At 64.9% G+C, this 23,544-nt stretch carries 23 protein-coding genes; 12 read left to right on the plus strand and 11 right to left on the minus strand.

The annotated features are described in order from the left end of the window. The first annotated feature begins 51 nt into the window (after positions 1-51). The 5 genes from hsaA to MYXE_RS02415 all read left to right on the plus strand — a co-directional run bounded on the left by hsaA (position 52) and on the right by MYXE_RS02415 (position 4,534). Entirely contained in the window at positions 52-1,236 is a 1,185-nt protein-coding gene (gene hsaA, locus MYXE_RS02395; RefSeq protein WP_085195555.1) for a 3-hydroxy-9,10-secoandrosta-1,3,5(10)-triene-9,17-dione monooxygenase oxygenase subunit, read from the plus strand. After that, a complete protein-coding gene (gene hsaD, locus MYXE_RS02400) occupies positions 1,236-2,108 on the plus strand; it encodes a 4,5:9,10-diseco-3-hydroxy-5,9,17-trioxoandrosta-1(10),2-diene-4-oate hydrolase (protein ID WP_003921739.1) in 873 nt (290 codons plus the stop codon). The genes hsaA and hsaD overlap by 1 nt, the downstream gene beginning before the upstream one ends. After that, entirely contained in the window at positions 2,108-3,013 is a 906-nt protein-coding gene (hsaC, locus tag MYXE_RS02405; protein ID WP_003921740.1) for an iron-dependent extradiol dioxygenase HsaC, read from the plus strand. Before hsaD ends, hsaC begins: the two co-directional genes overlap by 1 nt. Further along, positions 3,013-3,579 carry a 3-hydroxy-9,10-secoandrosta-1,3,5(10)-triene-9,17-dione monooxygenase reductase subunit gene (hsaB, locus tag MYXE_RS02410; protein ID WP_003921741.1) on the plus strand — a complete coding sequence of 189 codons (567 nt, stop codon included), beginning with the start codon at positions 3,013-3,015 and terminating at the stop codon, positions 3,577-3,579. The genes hsaC and hsaB overlap by 1 nt, the downstream gene beginning before the upstream one ends. 148 nt (positions 3,580-3,727) lie before the next feature. Next, positions 3,728-4,534 carry a PPOX class F420-dependent oxidoreductase gene (locus MYXE_RS02415; protein WP_039890644.1) on the plus strand — a complete coding sequence of 269 codons (807 nt, stop codon included), beginning with the start codon at positions 3,728-3,730 and terminating at the stop codon, positions 4,532-4,534. Here MYXE_RS02415 and MYXE_RS02420 read toward each other — a convergent pair. The 5 genes from MYXE_RS02420 to fadD3 are packed head-to-tail and all read right to left on the minus strand — an operon-like array spanning position 4,531 to position 10,248. After that, positions 4,531-5,691: a pyridoxal phosphate-dependent aminotransferase gene (locus MYXE_RS02420; RefSeq protein ID WP_003921744.1), complete on the minus strand. Its 1,161-nt coding sequence runs from the start codon at positions 5,689-5,691 to the stop codon at positions 4,531-4,533. The two genes, MYXE_RS02415 and MYXE_RS02420, sit on opposite strands and share 4 nt — an antisense overlap. Then, the gene (gene ipdE2 / locus MYXE_RS02425; RefSeq protein WP_085195557.1) at positions 5,688-6,647 is read right to left on the minus strand and encodes an acyl-CoA dehydrogenase IpdE2; all 960 of its coding nucleotides are present in this window, start codon (positions 6,645-6,647) and stop codon (positions 5,688-5,690) included. Before ipdE2 ends, MYXE_RS02420 begins: the two co-directional genes overlap by 4 nt. Further along, the gene (locus MYXE_RS02430; protein ID WP_085195559.1) at positions 6,644-7,597 is read right to left on the minus strand and encodes an acyl-CoA dehydrogenase; all 954 of its coding nucleotides are present in this window, start codon (positions 7,595-7,597) and stop codon (positions 6,644-6,646) included. The genes ipdE2 and MYXE_RS02430 overlap by 4 nt, the downstream gene beginning before the upstream one ends. After that, positions 7,594-8,727 carry an acyl-CoA dehydrogenase family protein gene (locus tag MYXE_RS02435; protein WP_003921748.1) on the minus strand — a complete coding sequence of 378 codons (1,134 nt, stop codon included), beginning with the start codon at positions 8,725-8,727 and terminating at the stop codon, positions 7,594-7,596. The genes MYXE_RS02430 and MYXE_RS02435 overlap by 4 nt, the downstream gene beginning before the upstream one ends. After that, the gene (gene fadD3, locus MYXE_RS02440) at positions 8,728-10,248 is read right to left on the minus strand and encodes a 3-((3aS,4S,7aS)-7a-methyl-1,5-dioxo-octahydro-1H-inden-4-yl)propanoate--CoA ligase FadD3 (RefSeq protein ID WP_085195561.1); all 1,521 of its coding nucleotides are present in this window, start codon (positions 10,246-10,248) and stop codon (positions 8,728-8,730) included. A gap of 247 nt (positions 10,249-10,495) precedes the next feature. On the opposite strand from fadD3, the gene ipdE1 reads away from it, so the two are divergent. The 5 genes from ipdE1 (at position 10,496) to ltrA (ending at position 16,334) form a co-directional block, all read left to right on the plus strand. Next, on the plus strand, positions 10,496-11,644 hold the full coding sequence (gene ipdE1 / locus MYXE_RS02445) for an acyl-CoA dehydrogenase IpdE1 (protein ID WP_085195563.1): 1,149 nt from the start codon (positions 10,496-10,498) through the stop codon (positions 11,642-11,644). Then, a complete protein-coding gene (ipdF, locus tag MYXE_RS02450) occupies positions 11,641-12,429 on the plus strand; it encodes a (5R,7aS)-5-hydroxy-7a-methyl-1-oxo-2,3,5,6,7,7a-hexahydro-1H-indene-carboxyl-CoA reductase (protein WP_085195565.1) in 789 nt (262 codons plus the stop codon). Before ipdE1 ends, ipdF begins: the two co-directional genes overlap by 4 nt. Continuing rightward, the gene (gene kstR2, locus MYXE_RS02455; RefSeq protein WP_003923114.1) at positions 12,426-13,010 is read left to right on the plus strand and encodes a TetR family transcriptional regulator KstR2; all 585 of its coding nucleotides are present in this window, start codon (positions 12,426-12,428) and stop codon (positions 13,008-13,010) included. The genes ipdF and kstR2 overlap by 4 nt, the downstream gene beginning before the upstream one ends. Before the next feature lies 1 nt (position 13,011). After that, the gene (gene fadA6, locus MYXE_RS02460) at positions 13,012-14,172 is read left to right on the plus strand and encodes a steroid 3-ketoacyl-CoA thiolase FadA6 (RefSeq protein ID WP_085195567.1); all 1,161 of its coding nucleotides are present in this window, start codon (positions 13,012-13,014) and stop codon (positions 14,170-14,172) included. A gap of 788 nt (positions 14,173-14,960) precedes the next feature. Then, positions 14,961-16,334 carry a group II intron reverse transcriptase/maturase gene (ltrA, locus tag MYXE_RS02465; protein WP_085196455.1) on the plus strand — a complete coding sequence of 458 codons (1,374 nt, stop codon included), beginning with the start codon at positions 14,961-14,963 and terminating at the stop codon, positions 16,332-16,334. Between the two features lie 549 nt (positions 16,335-16,883). Here ltrA and MYXE_RS02470 read toward each other — a convergent pair. Further along, complete coding sequence (locus MYXE_RS02470; RefSeq protein WP_085193038.1) at positions 16,884-17,264, minus strand: hypothetical protein; 381 nt, start codon at positions 17,262-17,264, stop codon at positions 16,884-16,886. Between the two features lie 111 nt (positions 17,265-17,375). After that, positions 17,376-17,759: a transposase gene (locus tag MYXE_RS02475; protein ID WP_085193037.1), complete on the minus strand. Its 384-nt coding sequence runs from the start codon at positions 17,757-17,759 to the stop codon at positions 17,376-17,378. Here MYXE_RS02475 and MYXE_RS02480 point away from each other — a divergent pair. Continuing rightward, complete coding sequence (locus MYXE_RS02480; protein WP_232061709.1) at positions 17,694-18,425, plus strand: RNA-guided endonuclease InsQ/TnpB family protein; 732 nt, start codon at positions 17,694-17,696, stop codon at positions 18,423-18,425. The genes MYXE_RS02475 and MYXE_RS02480 overlap by 66 nt on opposite strands. A gap of 168 nt (positions 18,426-18,593) precedes the next feature. Here the strand turns inward: MYXE_RS02480 and MYXE_RS25200 are convergent, their stop codons facing one another. Beyond that, a complete protein-coding gene (locus MYXE_RS25200; RefSeq protein ID WP_112649997.1) occupies positions 18,594-18,998 on the minus strand; it encodes a PE/PPE C-terminal domain-containing protein in 405 nt (134 codons plus the stop codon). Here MYXE_RS25200 and MYXE_RS02490 point away from each other — a divergent pair. Next, entirely contained in the window at positions 18,993-20,396 is a 1,404-nt protein-coding gene (locus tag MYXE_RS02490) for an IS1380 family transposase (RefSeq protein WP_085193969.1), read from the plus strand. The two genes, MYXE_RS25200 and MYXE_RS02490, sit on opposite strands and share 6 nt — an antisense overlap. Before the next feature lie 82 nt (positions 20,397-20,478). On the opposite strand, the gene MYXE_RS24910 is transcribed toward MYXE_RS02490, so the two are convergent. The 3 genes from MYXE_RS24910 to nicT all read right to left on the minus strand — a co-directional run bounded on the left by MYXE_RS24910 (position 20,479) and on the right by nicT (position 23,225). Beyond that, positions 20,479-21,486, minus strand: coding sequence for a PPE family protein (locus tag MYXE_RS24910; protein WP_112649996.1), 1,008 nt, complete (start codon positions 21,484-21,486; stop codon positions 20,479-20,481). A gap of 53 nt (positions 21,487-21,539) precedes the next feature. After that, the gene (locus tag MYXE_RS02500) at positions 21,540-21,839 is read right to left on the minus strand and encodes a PE family protein (RefSeq protein ID WP_085197379.1); all 300 of its coding nucleotides are present in this window, start codon (positions 21,837-21,839) and stop codon (positions 21,540-21,542) included. 282 nt (positions 21,840-22,121) lie between these two features. Next, positions 22,122-23,225: a Nickel transporter NicT gene (gene nicT / locus MYXE_RS02505; RefSeq protein ID WP_085197381.1), complete on the minus strand. Its 1,104-nt coding sequence runs from the start codon at positions 23,223-23,225 to the stop codon at positions 22,122-22,124. Between the last annotated feature and the right edge of the window lie 319 nt (positions 23,226-23,544).

Genomic DNA, 23,544 nt, shown 5'->3' on the forward strand with positions numbered 1-23,544 from the left:
TCGGAACGTGTTCTAGTCTCTGATTTAAGCCCGCACTCATGGAGGAACCCAGTGACGTCCATTGAACAACGTGACGCGCAGTCGGTCCTAGACGGCATCGACGAACTGCTGCCCAAGCTGCGGCAGCGGGCCCAGGAGACCGAGGACTTGCGTCGGTTGCCCGACGCGACCGTCAGCGAGCTCCAGGAAATCGGTTTCTTCCGGCTGCTGCAGCCCAAGCAGTGGGACGGTCTGGAATGCGATCCGACGCTGTTCTACGAGGCCGCTCGGCGGCTGGCCAGCGCGTGTGGGTCCACCGGTTGGGTCGGTTCGATCGTCGGCGTGCACAACTGGCATCTGGCGCTGTTCGACCAAAAGGCCCAAGAAGAGGTGTGGGGCGAGGACAGCAATGTGCGGGTCTCGTCGTCGTACGCGCCGATGGGCGCGGGCACGGTGGTCGACGGCGGGTATCTGGTCAACGGCTCGTGGAACTGGTCGTCGGGATGCGACCACGCCACCTGGACGTTCGTTGGCGGCCCGGTGATCAAAGACGGCCGCCCGGTGGACTTTGGCAGCTTTTTGATCCCGCGCAGCGAATACGACATCGAGGACGTCTGGCATGTGGTCGGGCTGCGCGGCACCGGCAGCAACACGCTGCACGTCAAGAACGTCTTCGTGCCGCGCCACCGGTTCCTGTCGTACAAGGCGATGAACGACCACACCGCTCCCGGGCTGCAGACCAACACCGCGCCGGTGTATAAGATGCCTTGGGGCACAATGCATCCCACCACAATCACCGCGCCGATCGTGGGCATGGCCTACGGTGCCTACGAGGCGCACGTGGAGCATCAGGGCAAGCGGGTGCGCGCGGCGTTCGCCGGTGAGAAGGCCAAGGACGACCCGTTCGCCAAGGTGCGCATCGCCGAGGCGGCCAGCGACATCGACGCCGCGTGGCGTCAGTTGATCGGCAACGTGGGCGACGAGTATGCGCTGTTGGCGGCGGGCAAGGAGATCCCGTTCGCGCTGCGGGCCCGCGCGCGACGCGATCAGGTGCGTGCCACTGGCCGCGCGATCGCCTCGATCGACCGGCTCTTCGAGGCTTCGGGTGCCACCGCGCTGGCCAATACCGCTCCGATTCAACGGTTCTGGCGCGACGCCCACGCCGGGCGGGTGCACGCGGCCAACGACCCGGAGCGGGCGTACGTGATCTTCGGAAACCACGAGTTCGGGCTGCCGCCCGGCGACACGATGGTGTGATGACCACCACGGACGAGCTGACGTTCGAGTCCACTTCGCGCTACGCGCAACTCGACGTTGACGGCCCGCTGAAGCTGCACTACCACGAGGCCGGTGTCGGCAATCCGCAGACGGTGGTGCTGCTGCACGGGGGCGGTCCCGGAGCGTCGAGCTGGACGAACTTCTCCCGCAACATCGCGGTGTTCGCCCAGCGGTTTCATGTGCTCGCTGTCGACCAGCCCGGCTACGGGCACTCCGACAAACGGACCGAGCACCCGCAGTTCAACCGCTACGCCGCAAGAGCTCTGAAGGCCCTGGTCGACGAGCTCGACATCGAGCGGGCGCCACTGGTGGGCAACTCGCTGGGCGGGGGTACAGCGGTCCGGTTCGCGCTGGACTACCCCGACCGGGCCGGGCGGCTGGTGCTGATGGGCCCGGGGGGCCTAAGCGTCAACCTGTTCGCGCCCGACCCCACCGAAGGGGTAAAGCGGCTCAACAAGTTCGCCATGGAACCCACCCGGGAAAACCTCGAGGCGTTCCTGCGGGTCATGGTCTACGACAAGAACCTGATCACCCCGGAGCTGGTGGAGGCGCGGTATGCGCTGGCCAGCACTCCGGAGTCGCTGGCGGCGACCATAGCGATGGGAAAGTCGTTCGCTGGCGCCGACTTCGAGGCCGGCATGATGTGGCGCGAAGTGTATCGGCTGCGCCAGCCGGTGTTGCTGATGTGGGGTCGTGAGGACCGGGTCAACCCGCTCGACGGCGCACTGGTGGCATTGAAGACGATTCCGCGTGTCCAGCTGCACGTCTTCGGGCAGTGTGGACATTGGGTGCAAGTGGAGAAATTCGACGAGTTCAACAAGCTGACGATCGACTTCCTCGGAGGTGCGTGATGAGCATCCGGTCGCTGGGCTATCTGCGCATCGAGGCCACCGACGTGGCGGCCTGGCGGGAGTACGGCCTCAAGGTCCTCGGCATGGTCGAGGGCAGTGGCAGCACCGAGGGGGCGCTGTATCTGCGGATGGACGAATTCCCTGCCCGGCTGGTGATCCTGCCCGGCGAACACGACCGGCTATCGGTAGCCGGGTGGGAATGCGCGAACGCCGAAGGGCTGCAGGAGATTCGGAACCGCCTCGACGTCGAGGGCGTGGCTTACAAAGAAGCCACCGCCGCCGAACTGGCGGAGCGACGCGTCGACGAGATGATCCAGTTCTCCGACCCCTCGGGCAACTGCCTGGAGGTCTTCCACGGTGCCGCGCTTGAGCACCGGCGGGTGGTCAGCCCGTACGGGCATAAGTTCGTCACCGGCGAGCAGGGGCTGGGTCATGTGGTGCTGTCCACCCACGACGACGCCGAGGCCCTGCACTTCTACCGCGACGTGCTGGGCTTTCGGCTGCGCGACTCGATGCGGCTACCGCCACAGTTGGTTGGCCGTCCCGCGGACGGACCGCCGGCCTGGCTGCGGTTCTTTGGCTGCAACCCGCGCCACCACAGCCTGGCTTTCCTGCCGATGCCGACCCCGAGCGGCATCGTACATTTGATGGTCGAGGTCGAGAACTCCGACGACGTCGGGCTGTGCCTGGACCGGGCGTTGCGCCGCAAGGTGCCGATGTCGGCCACACTGGGCCGGCATGTCAACGACAAAATGCTCTCGTTCTACATGAAGACGCCCAGCGGGTTCGATGTCGAATTCGGCTGTGAGGGACTGCAAGTCGACGATCGCGAGTGGATAGCCCGGGAGAGCACCGCGGTGAGCCTATGGGGCCACGATTTCACCGTCGGCGCCCGTCAACAGTAATGGCTGCGGCACCGATCGACGCCCGCACGTTCCGCAACGTGCTCGGTCAGTTCTGCACCGGGATCACGATCATCACCACCATGCACGAGGACGCTCCGGTCGGGTTCGCGTGCCAATCGTTCGCGGCGCTGTCGCTGGAGCCGCCGCTGGTGTTGTTCTGCCCCACCAAGGTGTCGCGGACCTGGCAGGCCATCGAGGCCAGCGGGAAGTTCTGCGTCAACATCTTGCATGAGAAGCAACAGCACGTCTCGGCGCGCTTCGGCTCCAAAGAACCCGACAAGTTCGCTGGAATCGACTGGCATCTATCCGAATTGGGTTCACCCGTCATCGAGGGAACACTGGCGCACATCGACTGCACAGTGGCGTCGGTGCACGACGGCGGCGACCATTTCGTGGTGTTCGGTGCGGTGCACTCGCTGTCGGAAGTGCCGAGGGCCAAGCCGCGACCACTGCTGTTCTACCGCGGCGAGTACACCGGCATCGAGCCGGACAAGAACACGCCCGCTCAGTGGCGCGACGACCTCGAGGCGTTTCTGACCACCACCACCCAGGACACCTGGCTTTAACGGGCGAGCAGACGCTGAAGCGCCCACGTCGTCGGCGTGTGGGGGGCTTTGGCCCCGGCTCGCCTGATGGGTGCGTTGCCGCCGATGTCACGCATCGGCGTGCTACCCCGTCTAGCTTGTGAGGACACGACGGCAGGAAGGCACAACCATGAGACCCTTGAGCAAGGTGGCCCGTATATACCTGGTCACGTTGACGGCTTTGGTCGGTCTGGCCAACGTTGCGATTGGAATCTGGTGTCTGGCCGACCCCGGGTCGTTCGCCCGGTTCGTGGGATTCGAAGCGCACGAGCATTTTCTGCATGACCTCGGCGCGTTCCAGCTCGGGTTGGGCGTCACGCTGCTACTCGCCCTGATCTGGTCCGACGCATTGGCCACCGCGCTGGCCGGATTCATCGTGGCCAACGGCGTCCACACCGTGAACCACGTGGTGGACCTCAATCTCGGCGGTTCGCCCGCCCAAGCATGGGTGCTCGGCGTGGTGTCGGTGGCACTGGTCGCAGCGTTCGTGCTTCGGCTACGTCAACTCGGCTATGTACTCGGGTCCGTCGGCACCGCAACCGATCCCAGACTGGCCGCCTTCGTGCGGCAGAAAACGGTGCGGCTCACCACGTTTCGAAAGGATGGCACCCCCGGCAGCAGCCCGGTGAGCATCGCGGTAGACGGCGACCGCGCATACTTTCGCAGTTTTGAGCGGGCGGTCAAAGTACGCCGGATACGGCGCGACCCGAAAGTCGAATTCGGGCCGGCGACAGCATCGGGTAAGCCGACCGGGCCGCCCCAACCCGGCCGCGTGCGGCTCCTGGAAGGCGCCGAATATCAGGCAGCGGCCCGTCTGCTGCGGCGTAAATACCCGTTGCTGCATGGGGTGCTAGTGCCGTTGGCGCATCGGCTGATGCGACGCAAATACGGCCGCACGGTGCACGCCGAATTGACTCCGTCGGCTGCACCCAGTTAGCCCAGCCACCGCTCGATGCGGTGCAGCGCCTCTTCGATATCGGCGGTCGGTCCGGCGAATGACACGCGGACGAACGACCCGCCGCGCGCAGTGTCGAAGTCGATGCCCGGTGCGATCGCGACTCCGGTGTCGGCCAACAACTTCTCGCAAAACCGAAGCGAGTCCGAGGTGTAGTCCGAGACATCGGCGTAGACGTAGAACGCACCGTCGGTGGGAGCAAGCCGGTCGATCCCGATTTGCCGCAGGCCGTCCAACAGCAGCCGACGGTTGATCGCGTACTGACGTAGGTGTGCGTCAGCCTCGGCGACCGCCTCCGGGGTGAACGCCGCGACCGCGGCGTACTGCGACAGCACGGGTGGGCAGATCGTGAAGTTGCCGGTCAAACAGTCCACCGCGCGGCGCAGCTCCGGTGGCACCAGCAGCCAGCCCAGCCGCCACCCGGTCATCGCGAAGTACTTCGAAAAACTGTTGACCACCACAGCGTTTCGTGAGGTCTCCCAAGCGCAGCTGGTTGGCGGAGCTCCCTCGTACACAAGGCCGTGGTACACCTCGTCGCTGATGAGTCGGACGCCGGATTTCTCGCACCAGGATGCGATCGCCGCCAGCTCCGCGGGTGCGATGACGGTCCCGGTCGGGTTGGCCGGACTTGCGACGACGACACCGCGTGGTGGGGGGTCGAGCGCGGCCAGCAGTTGTGCGGTCGGCTGAAACCGGGTGTCCGGACCGCATGGCACGTCCACCACCTCACACCCCAGCGCGGACAAGATGTTTCGGTAGCACGGGTAGCCCGGGCTGGTGACGACGACCCGGTCGCCAACGTCGAAACACGCCAGGAACGCGAGCAAAAAGCCGCCCGACGAGCCGGTGGTGATGACGACGTCGTCGGGCTCGACGCTGATCCCATGCCGCGGCGTATATGCCTGCGCAATGGCCGCCCGGAGTTCTGGAATGCCAAGGGCCACCGTGTAACCCAGCGGGCTGCTGTCCAGCGCCGCCTTGGCCGCGGCACGCACCGGGGCCGGCGCTCCCGCGCTTGGCTGGCCCGCCGAAAGGTTCACCAGGTCGCCGTGGGTGCGTTGACGCTCGGCGGCCGCCAGCCACACGTCCATCACATAGAACGGCGGGATGCCGGCGCGCAGCGCGACAGAAGCGTTCACGTCGTGCTATTCAACACTTCCGGCTCGAGTCGGCGCAGGTGTTCGCGCGGCGGGCCGAGCAGCTGGGCAGTGGAGTGCGCACGTTTGAAGTACAGGTGCATGTCGTGTTCCCAGGTGATCGCAATCCCGCCGTGCAGCTGGATACCCTCGGCGGCCACCCTGCTGAACGTCTCGCTCGCGGCAACCCGGGCCAGGGCCGCCGATGTCGGCGACGGGGCGGCCACCGCGTCGTCGACCAGCGCCTGGGCGGCCTGGACCGCGACATACAGGTCGGCCATCCGGTGTTTGAGCGCCTGGAAGCTGCCGATCGGGCGGCCGAACTGCACCCGTTGCTTGGTGTAGTTGACGGTTAGCTCCAGGCAGCGGGCCGCCGCGCCGACCTGCTCGACCGCCACCAGGATCGCCGCGGTGTCGGCGATACCGGGGTCGACGCCCATCGGGACGGTGCGTTGCGGTCTGACCCGGGCGAGTCGGCGGGTGGGATCCATGGTGGTGACGGGCTCGGCGACGAACTCGGTCCATCGGATGAGCTGGTCGCCGGTGGCTTCGACGACGATGTCGGCGCGGTCGCCGTTGACCACATAGTCGGGGTCGAACACCACCGCGCCGATCGCCGTGCCCTGCGCGAGCCGCCCGAGCGCCTCGGCGTCCGGCTCGTCGGCGGCCAGCAGCGCCAACTCGGCCAGCGTGGTGCCCAGCAGCGGGGTGGGCACCAAGCCTTTGCCGAGCTCCGCGATGACGGCCGCGGCGTCGGCGAGGGTGCCGCCGGCGCCGCCGAGCTCCTCGGGCACCAGCAGGGCTGCCGCGCCGACCTGTTCGCACAGCAGCTGCCACAGCGCTTCGTCGTAACCGCGCTCGGACTCCATCGCTTCGCGCACCGCGGCGGGCGGAGCATGCTTGGCCACCAGCGCCGACACCGTTTCACGCAGCAGTTCGCGTTCGTCGCTGGCTGTCATAGCGCCTCCAGTACCCGCCGGCGGTGCACGGCCGCATCGCCCCAGGCCGGCCGCAGCGCCTGTACCCGCAGCAGCCACAGCGACAGATCGTGTTCGGCGGTGAAGCCGATCGCGCCATGGGTCTGCAGCGCCGACCGCGCGGCCGCCAGTGCGGCGTCGGAGGCGGCCACCTTGGCGGCGCTCACGTCGCGGTGCGCGTCCGCCGAATCGCCGGCCAGCGACAGCGCCGCGCCGTAGACCAGTGGGCGGGCCAGCTCGACGGCGATATGCACGTCGGCCAGCTTGTGTTTGATCGCTTGATACGAGCCGATCGCCCGGCCGAACTGGCTGCGCTGCTTGGCGTAGTCGACGGCCGCGTCCAGCAGCGCCTGGCCGGCGCCGACCAATTGAGCGGCTGTCGCCAGCACGCCGAACTCGTAGGCCCGGGCAACGTCGGCCCGCCATGTGGTACCGGTGGCGGTGACGTCGAACAGGCGCCGGCTCGGATCGATGCAATCGTGCCGGTCGCCGACGTTAGCCTCGCTGACCCGGCCCTGGTGGGCCAAGAGCACCAGGCCCGCCGCATCGGCGTCCACCGCACGCGGGATTTGCGGCGGCACTGCGGCCGTTGCGATCAGCTCACCGGTTGCCAGCGACGCACACCGCTCGTCGTCGGCAAGCAGGATTGGTGCTACCGCAACAGATTCCGTAACCGGCCCTGGCACACACCAGCGTCCGAGCCGCTCCAACGCCACGACGAGGTCGACCGGGTGCGCCTCGATGCCGTCGAACCGCTGGGGCACCATGAGGGCGGTGACACCCAGGTCGGCCAACCGGGCCCATACCTTGCGTCCCGGTCCCAGATCGCCGGCTGCCCAGGCGCGTACCGCGCCCGCGACGTCGGCTGCCGCTAACGCGGCGTCGATGCTGGCCGCGAAGTCGCGTTGCTGCGGGTCGAGGTCGAATCTCATCGCGACTTCTCCCGCGGCAAACCCAGCAGCCGCTCGGCAATAATGTTGCGCTGAATCTCGTTGGTGCCAGCGTAAATCGGGCCACCAAGCGCAAACAGCAAGCCGTCGCTCCACCGATCCACCAGCTCAGCGTCCGCACCGCGGATCTCCAGCGCGGTCTGATGCAGTGCGACGTCGAGCTCCGACCAGAACACCTTGGTCACCGACGACTCGGCACCTAGCTCGCCGCCTTCGGACAGCCGGGTCACTGTGCCGAATGTATGCAGCCGGTAGGCTTGCGCCTTGATCCACGCGTCAGCAACCTCGTCGCCGAAATCGTTGCTACCGCAGGATTTCCACAGCCGAACCAGCCGCTCAGCAGCGGCCAGGAAACGTGCCGGGCTGCGCAGCGACATCCCGCGTTCGTTGCTCGACGTGCTCATCGCGGCTCGCCAGCCGTCGTTCACCTCGCCGATCACGTCGCGGTCGGGCACGAACACGTCGTCGAGGAAGATTTCGCCAAAACCCGTGTCGCCATTAAGTTGCTTGATGGGGCGAACAGTGACGCCGTCCGCCCGCAGGTCGAACATGAAGTAGGTCAGCCCGCGGTGGCGCTCGGCGGTGGGATCGGAGCGGAACAACCCGAAAGCCTTGTCGCCGAACGGTGCCCGCGAGCTCCAGATCTTCTGTCCGTTGAGCAGCCAACCGCCCTCGGTCCTGGTCGCGGTCGACCGAAGCGACGCCAGATCGCTGCCGGCTTCGGGTTCCGACCAGGCTTGCGCCCAGATCTCCTCACCGCTGGCCATTTTCGGCAACACGCGATCCAGTTGTTCTTGGGTGCCGTGCGCAAACAACGTCGGCGCCAGCATCGACGTACCGTTCGCACTGGCCCGGCCCGGTGCGCCGGCGCGGAAGTACTCTTCCTCGAAGACCACCCACTGCAACAGTGAGGCGTCACGCCCGCCGTACTTACGCGGCCAGGTGATCACCGACAGGCCAGCATCGAAAAGTACCCTGTCCCAACGCCGGTGTTGCTCAAACCCTTCGGCGGTATCGTAGGACTTGGTGGGAAACGCTGCCCGGTTGGCGGCGAGGAACTCGCGAACCTCACGCTGGAATGCCAGCGTTTCCTCGTCGAAGTCAAGGTCCATCTATACCAGCTCTCGCAGTAGGGGTTTGACCACCTTGCCGCCAGCGTTGCGAGGCAGCTCATCGACAAAGCGCACCGAGCGGGGCGTTTTGAAATTGGCTAGATGCTCACGGGTGTAGGCGATGACGGCCTGCTCGTCTAGGCCGCTGTCCGGCCGGACTACGACAAACGCTCGGCCCACCTCGCCGAGACGCTCGTCAGGCACGCCGACCACGGCGGCGTCGACGACACCGTCGAGTCGAACGAGCACCTGCTCCACCTCGGCGGGGTATACGTTGAAGCCGCCGCAGATGTACATGTCTTTGAGCCGGTCGGTGATTTGCAAATTCCCTGCGGCATCGAGCTTTCCGACGTCACCGGTGTGCAGCCAGCCGTCGGCGTCGATGGTAGCGGCTGTGGCCTCCGGATCGTCGAGGTAGCCGAGCATGACATTGGGCCCGCGCAACAGCACCTCGTCACGGTCCCCGATACGTAGCTCGAAGTCTGCGATCGGGCGTCCGCAAGTGGTGGCGACCGTGACCGGGTCGTCGTCGGGACGGCACATAGTGGCAAACCCGCCGGATTCGGTCAGGCCGTAGGCGGTCAGCACGATGTCGATGTCGAGTTCAGTTTGCATCCGCTCGATCAACACCACCGGCACGGTTGCCGCGCCGGTCACCGCGAACCGCAGTGAGCTTAAGGCGTATTCACCGCGGGCCGGATGGTCCAGCAGCGTCTGGTAGATCGTCGGCGGCCCCGGCAGCACCGTGATCCGGTGCTCGGCCACCGCGCGCATCGCCCGCTCCGGGTCGAACGTCAACTGAGGAAACAATGTGGCGCCGGTCTGCAGGCACGCCAAAATGCCTGCCTTGTAACCGAAGTTGTGGAAGAACGGGTTGATGCACAGGTAGCGGTCGTCGCTGGTGAGCTTGCCGCAGGCCGCCCACGCCGCCGAACCGGCCAACGACTGCCGGTGGGCACATAGCACGCCTTTGCTGCGGCCGGTGGTGCCGGAGGTGAACAAGATGTCGGAAACGTCGCCGGGGCGCACCGCGGCGGCGCGGGAGTCGGCGGCCGCGAGGTCCACGCCGGCAGCGACGAACTCGTCCCACGTTCCGTCGTCTGCGTCCACTGGCACTCGCACGATGTGGCGCAGCTCGGGCAATGTGTCTCGACGCAGGTCGCTGGCCTTGTCGGCGCCTAAAAACTCGCCCATCGCGATCAGCAGCCGAGCCCCGGTGCGCGCCAGGATGTCGGCGGCTTCGGCCACGGTATAGCGGGTGTTGAGCGGCACCATCGCGGCACCGCAGTAATGAGTCGCCAGGCACGCCACGACCCAGTGCCAGGTGTTCGGCGCCCAGATCGCCACCCGCTCGCCCGGTGCCACGCCGAGCGTGATCATCGCGGCCGCGGCCCGGCGCACTTCCTCGCGCAGCTGCCCGAAGGTGAGTGTGCGATCGGGCGTGACCAACGCCGGATGGTCAGGCAGTTCGCGCGCAATTCGATCCAGCACCGCAGGAATCGTCTGCGGATCGCTCGACATCACGGCTCCTTGGCCACCACGCTGCATCGTCACCGGGCTGGGTTGTCGCGCCCGGTTCCTCCTCATCGCGCTGCGCGCTCTGCATCGTCACCGGGCTGGGTTGTCGCGCCCGGTTCCTCCTCATCGCGCTGCGCGCTCTGCATCGTCACCGGGCTGGGTTGTCGCGCCCGGTTCCTCCTCATCGCGCTGCGCGCTCTGCATCGTCACCGGGCTACAAAGCAAGTGCTTGGTAGGTTAGCCTACAGGGATGCAGGACGTCGAGGAGTTCCGGGCCGAGGTCCGCGAGTGGCTCGCCGAGAACCTGGTTGGCGAATTCGCCAAGCTCAAGGGGCTCGGCGGCCCCGGCCGCGAACACGAGGCGTTCGAGGAGCGGCGTGCCTGGAACCAGCACCTGGCCAAGGCGGGGCTGACCTGCCTGGGCTGGCCGGTCGAGCACGGCGGCCGTGGCTTGTCGGTCGCACACCGGGTCGCCTTCTACGAGGAGTACGCGATTGCCAACGCGCCCGCGAAGGTCAACCATTTCGGCGAGGAACTGCTCGGGCCGACGCTGATCGCTTACGGCACACCCGAACAGCAGCAGCGGTTTTTGCCGAAGATCCTCGACGTCACCGAACTGTGGTGTCAGGGCTACTCGGAACCCGGCGCCGGCAGTGACCTGGCCAACGTGTCCACCACCGCGGTGCTCGACGGCGACCACTGGGTGATCAACGGGCAGAAGGTGTGGACGTCGCTGGCGCACTGGGCGCAGTGGTGTTTCGTGCTGGCGCGCACCGAAAAGGGTTCGAAGCGCCATGCCGGGCTCTCGTATCTGCTAGTTCCGCTCGACCAGCCGGGGGTGAAAATCCACCCGATCGTCCAGCTGACCGCCGACTCGGAGTTCAACGAGGTGTTCTTCGACGACGCCCGCACCGACGCCGACCTGGTGGTCGGCGCACCCGGCGACGGCTGGCGGATCGCGATGGCAACGCTGACTTTCGAACGCGGCGTCTCGACTGTCGGCCAACAGATCGTCTACGCGCGCGAGCTGAACGGCGTCGTCGAACTCGCCAAACGCACGGGCGCTGCTGACGATCCGTTGATCCGGGAACGCCTGACCCGCTCCTGGGCGGGCCTGCGAGCGATGCGCTCCTATGCCTTGGCCACCATGGACGTCGAGCAGCCCGGGCAAGACAACGTCTCAAAGCTGTTGTGGGCCAATTGGCATCGCGAACTAGGTGAGATCGCAATGGACGTGCGGGGCAAGTCGGGCATGGTATTGGAAGGCGGCGATCTCGACGAGTGGCAGCGGCTCTACTTGTTCACTCGCGCCGATACCATTTACGGCGGTTCAAACGAAATCCAGCGCAACATCATTGCCGAGCGGGTGCTCGGCCTGCCCCGAGAGGTCAAGGGATGACGCTTGCCGTCGCACCGAAAGAGGTAGCCGGACACGGACTTTTAGCCGGTAAGGTGGTCGTCGTCACGGCCGCGGCCGGCACCGGCATAGGATCGGCCACCGCCCGTCGCGCACTGATGGAGGGTGCCGACGTCGTCGTATCCGATCACCACGAACGTCGCCTCGGTCAGACAGCCCAGGAGCTGGCGGCGCTGGGCCTGGGCCGTGTCGAGCACGTGCTGTGCGACGTCACCTCCAGCGTGCAGGTCGACGCCCTGATCGCGTCGACCAGCGCACGGATGGGCCGGATGGACGTGCTGGTCAACAACGCCGGGCTGGGCGGGCAGACCCCGGTTGTCGACATGACCGACGAGGAATGGGACCGCGTTTTGGATGTGACGCTGACATCGGTGTTCCGCGCCACTCGGGCGGCACTGCGCTACTTCCGCGAAGCCGAGCATGGTGGGGTGATCGTAAACAACGCCAGCGTTTTGGGCTGGCGGGCCCAACATTCGCAAGCTCACTATGCCGCGGCCAAAGCGGGAGTCATGGCGCTGACCCGTTGCAGCGCAATCGAAGCGGTGGAATACGGGGTGCGGATCAACGCGGTGTCGCCCAGCATCGCCCGGCACAAGTTCCTGGACAAGACCAGCTCGCCCGAACTGCTGGACCGGCTCTCGGCGCAAGAGGCGTTCGGCCGGGCCGCCGAACCGTGGGAAGTCGCGGCCACCATCGCGTTCTTGGCCAGCGACTATTCCAGTTACCTGACTGGAGAAGTGATCTCGGTATCGAGTCAGCACCCATGAATCGGCGCGACGAACTGCTGGAACTAGCGGCGACGATGTTCGCCGAACGCGGTTTGCGCGCAACCACGGTGCGCGACATCGCCGACGGCGCCGGCATCCTGTCCGGCAGCCTGTACCACCATTTCTCCTCCAAGGAGGAGATGGTCGACGAAGTGCTGCGCGGCTTTTTGGACTGGCTGTTCAACCGCTACCAGGAGATCATCGACACCAAACCCAACCCGCTGGAGCGGCTCAAGGGGCTGTTCATGGCGTCGTTCGACGCGATCGAGCATCGCCACGCCCAAGTCGTCATCTACCAGGACGAGGCCAAGCGGCTGTCGGCGCAGCCGCGGTTCTCCTACATCGAGGACCTCAACAAGAAGCAGCGCCAAATGTGGGTTGATGTGCTGCACCAAGGCATTGACGAGGGCTACTTCCGGCCCGACCTCGACGTCGACCTGGTCTACCGCTTCATCCGCGACACCACCTGGGTGTCGGTGCGCTGGTATCAACCGGGCGGACCGCTCACCGCCGAACAGGTCGGCCAACAGTATCTCGCCATCGTGCTAGGCGGAATCACCGCGAACAGAAAAGGAGTCTGACATGCCCGAGGCATACATCATCGACGCGGTGCGCACCGCGGTTGGCAAGCGCAACGGACCGCTAGCTGGCGTACACCCAATCGATTTGGGGGCGGCGGCTTTTCACGGCCTGTTCGGGCGCCTCGACGTCGACCCCGGCGCTGTGGACGACGTGATCCTCGGATGCGTGGATGCGATCGGCGGGCAGGCCGGCAATATCGGCCGGCAGGCGTGGCTGGCGGCCGGCTATCCGGAGGAGGTTCCCGGAGTCACCGTCGACCGGCAATGCGGCTCCAGCCAGCAGGCGATTTCCTTCGGTGCGCAAGCGATCATGTCCGGCACCGCGGAGCTGATCCTGGCCGGCGGCATCCAGAACATGAGCCAGATCCCGATCGCCGCGGCAATGGAGGTGGGCAAGCAGTTCGGCTTCACCACGCCCACCGCGGAATCCAAGGGATGGCAACACCGTTATGGCGACGAGGAGATCTCGCAGTTCCGCGGGGCGGAGCTGATCGCCGAGCGGTGGAACCTGTCTCGTGAGGAAATGGAGCGCTTCGCGCTGTCCAGCCACCAAAGGGCACTCGCGGCCATCCGCGCCGGGCACTTCGACAACGAGATCGTCACGGTCCAGGTCGACGGACTGGACTTCCGCATCGACGAGGGGCCGCGGGAGACCTCGCTGGAGAAGATGGCGGCGTTGCCGACCCTGCGTGAGGGCGGCCGGCTCACCGCTGCGCTGGCGAGCCAGATCTCCGACGGCGCCAGCGCGGTACTGCTGGCCTCTGAGCAGGCGGTCAAAGATCACAAGCTCACCCCGCGGGCTCGTGTGCATCACATCAGCGCGCGAGGCGCCGACCCGGTGTTCATGCTGACCGGCCCGATTCCTGCCACCCGCTACGCCTTGGAGAAGACCGGGCTGTCGATCGACGACATCGACGTCGTCGAGATCAACGAGGCATTCGCCCCGGTCGTTTTGGCCTGGCTCAAGGAGATCAAGGCCGACCCGGAAAAGGTCAATCCCAACGGTGGGGCGATCGCGCTGGGTCATCCGCTGGGCGCCACCGGGGCCAAACTGTTCGCCACCATGCTCAACGAGTTGGAACGCAGCGGGGGCCGCTACGGGCTGCAGACGATGTGCGAGGGCGGCGGCACAGCCAACGTCACGATCATCGAACGGCTGTAGTCTTCCGTCCTCCTTTGCTAGCCACGCGGCGTGGCTAGGGGTTCGTGTCGAAGCGCGCCCTTGCAGTGTGGGCGTTTTCCGCGGGCAGGTGGTCTGCGTAATCTCCCCGGCGGGTGCGTATAGCGAGGCCAGTCGTTGCTGCTCCCAATATAGGTGCACGGTTGGCGCACAAGGTGATCGGACAATGTGGGGAGTGGCCTCGCGGTCATCCGGAGCCGTGCTGTCGAACTACTTCCGCCATGTGGCGCTGACCGGCATAACTACCGCCCGTAGATTCCCGCACATGGTGCGTCCAGAAAGCTGGATCAGGCTAGCGGGTGGAAGTCCCGTCCCGGTAAGCACCGGAGCGCCGGGTAGCAGGCCCCGGTTCGTCGCTGAGAGGCGACGGGCTAAGCGGGGTGTCAAGAGCCTCTTTGGAGGGAGCAAGTGCACGGGCCGTAGCAGCATCGCGAACTCTGCAGCCTCGTCAGATTCACAACAGGAGAGCCGAGCCGCTCATGTCACGGTGAAGGCCACGTCCGGCGAGTCCCGGTCCGGGGTCAGCTCGTCGGGTCTCCTCGGGGTAGGGGAGATGGCACGTGCACACAGTCTGGTTCGGAACTGGAGAGACCCGTCTGCGCACGCCCGCGTCGGGCAAGAGACCAAGGGTATAAGCCGATGGTGAAAGTCCTGGAGCACAGCGGGAGTCCGAGGGGGTCATAGTACCGCTGATCGGCGTGCAGCATAACGCGTCGGGAGGGAAGGGCCCCTGCTTTGATCACGTGCGCGAAGCGGGTAAGTGTGAGGGCATGACCGGATCGCTCCGGTCCAATAACCCCGGCAAGCCATTGCTTGCCGTAGCCGATGACGAGCCGTTGAGCCCGTCGGGAGTGAAAGTGCGACAACTGCAACGGGCGCTATGGGCTGCGGCCAAGCAGTCTGAGGGTCGGCGTTTCCACGCCCTGTTTGACCGTATCTACAGGGGTGACGTCCTGTGGGAGGCGTGGTTTCGCGTGTGCAAGAACAAGGGCGCGGCCGGGGTGGATCGCATCACCGTGGCCGCGGTGGAGGACTACGGCGTGGACCGCATGTTGCGTGAGTTGCGCGGTGACCTTCGCACGGGTCGTTACCGTCCGGCGCCAGCGCGCCGGGTGGAGATCCCCAAACCACAGGGCGGTAAGCGGCCGTTGGGGATACCCACGGTGCGAGACCGGGTGGCCCAGGCGGCGGCCAAGATCGTGTTGGAACCGATTTTCGAGGCGGATTTCTTGTCGTGCTCGTATGGGTTTCGGCCGAGGCGGTCGGCGACGATGGCTAAGGAACGCTTGCGGACCGGGTTCATCGAGGGCTATCAGTTTGTGGTCGAGTTCGATATCGCCAATTTCTTCGGCGAAATCGACCACGACCGGCTACTGGCTCAGGTCAGTAAACGGGTTTCGGATCGGCGGGTGCTCAAACTGCTGCGCTTGTGGCTGCAGGCAGGAGTGATGGTCGAAGGTGTGTTGGAGCGGACGGTCGCAGGCACACCGCAGGGCGGGGTGATCTCGCCGCTACTGGCCAACATCTACCTGCACGTGCTCGACACTGAGTTATCTGCCCGTGGGGTGGGTGAGTTGGTGCGCTACGCCGATGACGGTGTGGTGCTGTGTCGCAACGCGGCACAAGCCGAGCACGCCTTGGCGGCGGTGGGAGAAATCTTGGCGTCATTGGGGTTGCGGCTGCATCCGGACAAAACGAAGGTAGTCGACCTACGGGAGGGTCGGGAGGGGCTGGATTTTCTGGGCTGTCACTTCCGAGCTCGCATGTCGGGGCGGCTGTGGGAACAACGGCGCATCGTGCGCTACTACCTGCACCGTTGGCCGTCACAGCGGGCGATGAAGCGGCTGCGGGAGAAGGTCCGCGACCGCACCGGCCGCAACCGCGCCGGGACAGACATCCGCGTCATCATCGCGGAGCTGACTCCGATCTTGCGCGGCTGGGGAAATTACTTTCGCACCGGCAACGCCGCCGACAAGTTCACCCAGATCGACCGGTACGTGTGGCGGCGGTTGTTCCGCTTGATGGTTAAGAAGCGGGGCCGCAACCTTCGTGCTGGGCAAGCTGATCAGTGGACTGAGCCGTGGTTCAACGGGCACGGCCTGTATCGACTTCGTGGCACCATCCGTTACCCGAAGGCTGCGTAACCATGTCTAGAAGATCATCGGTAAGCCGTGTGCGGGAAAACCGCACGCACGGATTGAAAGGGGGATGGGGAAACGGGTCTGCCTTGCAGACACCGCGCCCCTGACTACCAATGCTTGGGGAATCAGCGTGTTGGCCTGCCGCTCAGGCAGCGTGAACATGCTTGGGCCGTAATTGTCGGCGGCCACAGGCAAGCAATCCGCGTTGACCCCGGTCACGCGTTTCGGATGGCAAGCCCGGAGACAGGCGACAATGGGGCCGATCATGGCATCGATACCGTTGCGGCGCAGCGTCGGCCGGTCGAGTTCGGTGCCGGCTGGTCGTGCACCACGCGTGGCCAGGTGGATTAAGCCCCCTCGACCAGCCGAGATCGCCCCATGCACAGGACCTCTTCACTGGCGGCACCTGGACTTCGAACTCGACCGCCGCATTGGAGCTCGGTGGTCGCCAGGGTGCCCCCATCACGCCGATGACCAGGGACGTCGGTGCTGTGTCCTGTTGCTGGCTGGCAATGTTGACGGAGTCGAGGCGGGCCGTTGGGCCGAAATGAACTAGCGGGGCAGCCATGTCAGGGATCTGGTGTGGGCGGCGATGGTTAAGGCATGCACCCAGGCATCGAGGGCGAAACCGATCGACTCGAACGGCACCGCGTGGTCGAGGAATTGGCTGCGCAATGTCTGGTGGAACCGTTCGATCTCACTGGTTGTGGTCGGTAACCGCAGCTTGGTGAGTCGCTGCTTGACGCCATTATCACGGCGGACCTTCTCGACAAGGAACTTGACTGGAGGCGGTTTGATGTTGAGGCCGGTGAACTGACCAGCGTTGTCGCTGAACGCCTCGGTGGGCGCGATGTAGCGGCGCATCGCCGCGATGAACGCCTCAGCTACCTCCCGCGCTAACGCGGTGGCCAGCACGGCGACACACATCACCACGGGAATGCTCGTCGGGGTCGGTCAACAGCTTGCATTCGTGCCCATCGGCTAGGGGCACTCGGCGAGGATGTCGAGCGCCACCGATGCATCGACGTTTGGTGCTGCCAATGCCTAAAGCGTGTCGAACAACTGGCTGCGGTCGAGTTGTCTGAGTAGTAGGGCGATTTGGCTGAGGTAGAGAAAGCCTTCGTGCGCAGTGAGGGTGGTTTCGTAGTAGCGGTCGATGCGGCGGCGGTGGTTGATCCAACCGTTGGTGCGTTCGATCACCCGGCGTCGGGGCTGGACGGTGAAGCCGTGGTCGGGTTTCGCCCCGGAAACCACCTCCACGGTGACATCCGCCTTGGCCGCGGAGGTGGCGACGACCTGGCCGGTGTAGCCGTTGTCCACCCACACGCGATCAGCCGCCGCGGGGGCCGCTGGTGGATCTTTGTGAATGTCGAGGCCGCCGATCTGCACCCCGCGCACCAGCACCCCGCCAGTGACCCCGCGGGCCACGCCCGCTGGGTGGGTGTGGACCGCGGACTGTCGGCGTTCCTGGTCGCCGCCACCGCGGACGGCACCGAGGTCGCCCGTATCAGCGACGCGCCGAAAGCGCTGGCTGCCGGGATGAAACAGCAGCGGCGGTTGTCGAAGTCGTTGTCACGCAAGAAGAAAGGATCACACAACCGCACCGATGCCGCTGCCCGGTTGGGCCGCCATCACCACCGTGTCGCCGATATGCGCCGACATTTCCTGCACCAGGTATCGGGCGAGCTGGTCAAGACCCACGACCGGCTCGTCATCGAAAACCTGAACGTGGCAGGAATGCTGGCCAACCACCACCTCGCGCGCGCCATCTCCGATGCCGGCTGGTCAGAATTCGCGCGCATGCTGCGCTACAAACAGGCGTGGCGCGGCGGGCGGCTCGTTGAAGCCGACCGCTGGTACCCGTCGACTCGCCTGTGCCCTCAATGCGGGGCCGTCGACAGTGCGATGACGTTGGCCGACCGGGTGTTCAGCTGTGGTTGCGGGCATACCGCCGACAGAGACACAAACGCCGCGACAAATCTGGCCCGCTGGGCCAGGCCCATCATGACCCTTATCGATCCCCGGACCCCAAGCAGGAGGCCGGGTCACCAATGCCCGCCGACGGGACGGCGCTGGCCAACACCCTCGTGTTAGCGAAACCAGCCCGGATGACGCGGGAACCGACGTTCACACCGCACCCGCGGCCTAAACCAACGGACGCCCGAGAAGGACGGTGCCCAACACCCAACCGAGTTGTTCAACACGCTTTTGTGTTTGTGCATATGGGTCAATGAATCCAACTTCTGTGGGTTGTCGTTTCTGCTACCCCCCGATCGGTGGGCGTGGTACCACTGTTGGGCGGAACCCGTATTTCGGAGCACTAGCGAGACGGTTCGTGGTTGGAGCTCCCAGCGGCATCCCGCCCAACATGCTTGCCGGTCCGCTGGTTCCGATCGCTGAAGAGGTGGCCAGGCCGTTGTCTCGCAGCACCGAAGCGGTCGCTGCAATCGGTGCCATCGAAGTCCAACTCTGGGGTACTGACAACGGTCCGATCCTGGCCGCCTGGCCTATGTCAGCCGCCGCCTTGCCGAGACCACTTAGCCTAAATCCGTGGATGGTTCCGGTGATTTGATCGGCGTGTGAACAGCGAAAATGCCTTCTGAACTGGGACAATACGAGTGCTGAGGCCGCATTTGTCCATAGTCCGGGAAGGCACTTTCGATGCACTCATCGTATACGTTCACCACCGGATCGGCGGTGTTTGACGAGCAGAATCTGCTGTCGGCGGCCGGGTTGGTGCCAGTGCTGGAACTGGCTGAGCAGACCGGTCTTTCGGAATTGATCAACGAGCGCGTGGATCTGCCGTCGACTCGGGTGAAGTCCGGCGCGGTCAACCCGGCTGGCAAGCTGACCTCGATCGTCGCCGGGATGATGTGCGGCGCGGACAGCATCGATGATGCCAATGTGCTGCGCGCCGGCGGCACACCCCGGGTGTTCAACGAGGTATATGCCCCATCGACGTTGGGGATCTTTTTGCGCGAGTTCACCTTCGGGCATACCAAACAACTCGCCGCAGTGGCCCGCGAGCATCTGATCGCACTGGCGGCGCGCACCCCGCTGCTGGCTGGCGCCGACGAGCGGATGTTTTTGGACATCGACTCGCTGCTGCGCCCGGTCTACGGCCACGCCAAGCAGGGCGCCTCCTTCGGTCATGCCAAGATCGCCAGCCGCGCGCTGCTGCGGCTGGGCCTGTCCCCACAGATCACCACCATCTCCACGGCGACCGCCGCGCCGGTGATCGCCGAGGCGCAGCTACGGAGCGGCAAAGCCGCCTCCGGGCGCGGTGCCGCATACCAGCTCAAGCAGGCGATCACCACCGCGAAAGCGATCAACCCCGACGCGCCGATCCTGGTGCGCGGCGACTCAATGTTTGGCACCAAGAAAGTGATCACCACCTGCATTCAGCGAGGCGCCGAATTCTCCCTGTCGATCAGCCGCAACAAGCGCATCAACGCCGCGATCGCCGCCATCGACGAGGCCGCCTGGACCCCGGTGCACTACCCGGGCGCGGTCGAAGACCCCGACACCGGGGCGTTGATCTCCGATGCCCAGGTCGCCGAAACCCCCTACACCCTGCGCCTGGCCCGCGGCCGAACACTGACCGTGCGGCTGGTAGTGCGCCGGGTCAAAGACGCCCGCCACCTGGATGCGTTGTTTCCGGTGTGGCGCTATCACCCGTTTGTCACCAACTCCGCGCTGCCGGTCGACCAGGCCGATATCACCCACCGACGCCACGCCATCATCGAAACCACCTTCGCCGATTTAATCGACGGCCCACTGGCACACATCCCGTCGGGGCTGTTCGCGGCCAACTGCGCCTGGCTGGCCTGCGCGGTGATCGCCCATAACCTGCTGCGCGCCGTCGGCACCCTCGCCGGTGGCCACCATGCCGTGGCCCGCGGGGCTACCCTGCGCCGCGACCTGATCAACATCCCGGCCCGCTTCGCCGCCCCGGCCCGCAAACCAATGCTGCACCTACCCGCCCACTGGCATTGGCGAGCCAGATGGAAGGCCCTGTGGCACAACGTCATCGGTTACCCGATCGCGCAACCCCGCGCCGCCTGACCCCACCTTCCAAGCCCTGTCCGCCCCGCCATCCCAGGCCCGACCCAAGGAACCCAAAGGAAAGCTGGTACAGGCCAGCGGATCACCCACGCCCCACCGCGCCACACTCGGCCGCATCCCAAAACAACCGCGTCGACGGCAACACGAAATCACCCATCCACGGATTCAGGCTTAGGCCACCCACCGGAGCTGCCAACGCGCTACCGAGACCGTCGGCCGCAGCCGCTCCCGCTCCTAGAGCCGCGTCTCCGGCCGCGTCTGTCGCCTCCGTCCCAAGGAGCCCGGGAATTTCGGACAGCGTGCCGATCCAGTTACCCGGCATGTAGAACCCAGAAGAAAAGACGGTGTTCCAGATGTTCGCGTTGGGTCCCCACGTGTTCCAGAAGTTGTCGAGTGAATCATTCCCCGAGGATCCGCCCAGTAGCAGGTCAAGAATTCCCGACAGCCCAGACCAGGGCGGTGGGGTAGACGCTCCCGGCAACGCCAGACCCTGCAAGGCAGCTACCGTAGCCATCGCCTGCAGCAACGTCGTCTGGGTGTCAGAACGGGCGGATGTGCGCGCGGTCTGTGCAACCGCAGCAGCCTGCATCACAGGTCCCTCACTGGTCGTGGTCACTGGCGGCTCGGCGAAGGGTGTGAGCGCCGATACGGCGGCCAACGACGATCCCGCGTAGCCGTACATAGCTGCCCCGTCCTGAGCCCACATCTCCGCATAATCCGCCTCGGTGGCCGCGATCGCCGGGGTGTTCTGGCCGAGAAAGTTGGTCGCTATCAGCGATGTCAACAGCGTCCGGTTGGCGGCGATCATCGGTGGAGGCACCGTCATTGCGAACGCAGTTTCATAGGCGCCAGCTGCCGCTTTGGCTTGAGCAGCCGTGCGTGCGGCTTGCATGGCGGCCTGTGTCATCCATGACACGTATTGCGCAGCTGACGCGGTCATCAACGCCGATGCGGGCCCGGACCACCGCCGACTGGTCAGATTGGTGACGACAGAAGCGTAAGTGCTGGCAGCGACGGACAATTCGGCTGGTAAGCAACCCCATGCCTCTGCTGCGGCCAACATCGGTGATGCGCCAGGTCCGGCATACATGCGGCCGGAGTTGACTTCTGGCGGTAGCGCCGCGAAATCCGTTGCCAACGCAGTCAGCTCATAGCGACTGAGTTACTCGCCTCGGCGGCTGTATACGAGCTGGCGCTGGCCGCGAGCATCGCCACAAATGCTTGGTGAATTGCCGCCGCCTGAGCGCTGACTAGTTGATACAGCTGACCCTGTAAAGCGAATCGTGCTGCGGTTAAGGTAGATACTTCGTCAGCCGCGGCTGGTATCACTTCTGTGGTCGACAGTGCCATCGCCAAGTTCTGGGCATGCATCGCAGCGCCGACAGATTGCAGGTTCGCCGCCGCGACGGACAGTTCTTCGGGTTCGACATTGACGAATGACATGATTGCTCCCGGTAGAATCGCTGTTACGAGTACACTCCGCGTATAAATAGTTAGTGTGGTGTGCGCCATGCGTCAGTAGTGCGTTGGTGCAAGCTATTTCAGGCGGCAAGGACTGTGCGCAACACCATGGTTGTCGACTTCACTCAAGGCTATCGTCGGCTAGAGAATCCACCCACCGATTGGGCAAAGTTGCGGTAGATCATTGGCGCTATTGGGCGCCCGTGTCCGTGAGGGGAGGTGAACGCGAATTTCTATAATCACAAGGCGATCTGGTGACGCGTTTTAGCCAACGCTTTCGGCTACCGTCCATCTTTCCTCTATTCGCGCGGAGCGCCAGATCGCTAGTGCGACCACCCAAGTCAGTACAAACAGCCCGACGATGACGAAGCCGACAGCGTTGAGGTTGATCCCGTCGATCCAGTTCCAAAATGGACCACTCCAGCCGAATTGGTCGGCGAGCAAGGCGAGGAGCTCGATGCTGCCGATTAGCAGAGCGACCGCGACCGATAATCCGGTGATGGTGATGTTGTAGTAGACCTTACGCACTGGACTGGAAAACGCCCATGCGTAGGCGAAGTTCATGAATGAGCCGTCGATGGTGTCGAACAGGCACATTCCGGCGGTGAACAACACCGGCAGGCACAAAATCGCATACCATGGCAGATGTGCCCCCGCGCTGGTGCCGGCCAAAACCAGCAGTGCGACCTCGGTGGCGGTGTCAAAGCCGAGCCCAAAGAGCAGCCCGACCGGATACATGTGCCACGACGCGGTGATCGATTTAGTGAAGCGGCCGAGGATCCGGTTGAGCAGTCCGCGGTCGTTCAGTTGCTGTTCCAATTCGACTTTGTCGTAGACACCGCGGCGCATCCGGGTGAACGTGCGAAGGATTCCGATTAGGATCACCACGTTGATGAGCGCGATCAGGTAGAGGAACGTGCCCGAAACTGTGGCGCCGATTAGGCTGGTATAGCGATGCAGCGCCGACGACCCCTCCTTGACCGGCTCGATGATGGTATTGAAACCTACGATCAGTGCGGACAGCCCGAAGACCACCGACGAGTGGCCAAAGGAAAAGAAGAACCCGACACCGAGCGGGCGCTGTCCGTCGTTGATCAGCTTGCGGGTGGTGTTGTCGATGGCAGCAATATGGTCGGCGTCAAACGCGTGGCGGACGCCCAACGTGTATGCGGCCAGACCGATGCCGATGCCAAATGCATTGTTCCCGACGACAAAATGCGCCGGCTTCACGATGAGTATCAGGATGGACCAACCGATTACGTGTAGCGCAAAAATCACCGCGAGCATTGCGCCCAGCCGCAGCCACTCGTGCGGTGTCAAGGCCCACCGAAACCTAGGTGAAAACGACGGGTTGCCCATCGAACACATCACCGATCATGTTGCGACTCCGTCGGGCTGAAAATTCAATCCACGGAAATGTTAGCTAGGGCATCGAGCTTGATGCAACTGATTTGCAAGAATGCAAGCCACACTATTTGCAACAGATCCTTAAGTATTTAGTTTACCCTGCCCTTTGATATTGACCGGGGCAATCAGCGTGAAGTCTGGTTATGGTTCGCTGTTCGCGGGTGCAACGGAATCGCAGCCGGCAGTTCGAGTTTGGGCTGGGTTGCAAAAATCCGCATGCCGTGCGCTTGAGCCTTCGACAAGCCGGTTGTAGCCCGCGGTACGCATTGTGCCGGTGGCG

This window comes from Mycobacterium xenopi (assembly GCF_009936235.1).
GTDB classification, from domain to species: Bacteria; Actinomycetota; Actinomycetes; order Mycobacteriales; family Mycobacteriaceae; genus Mycobacterium; species Mycobacterium xenopi.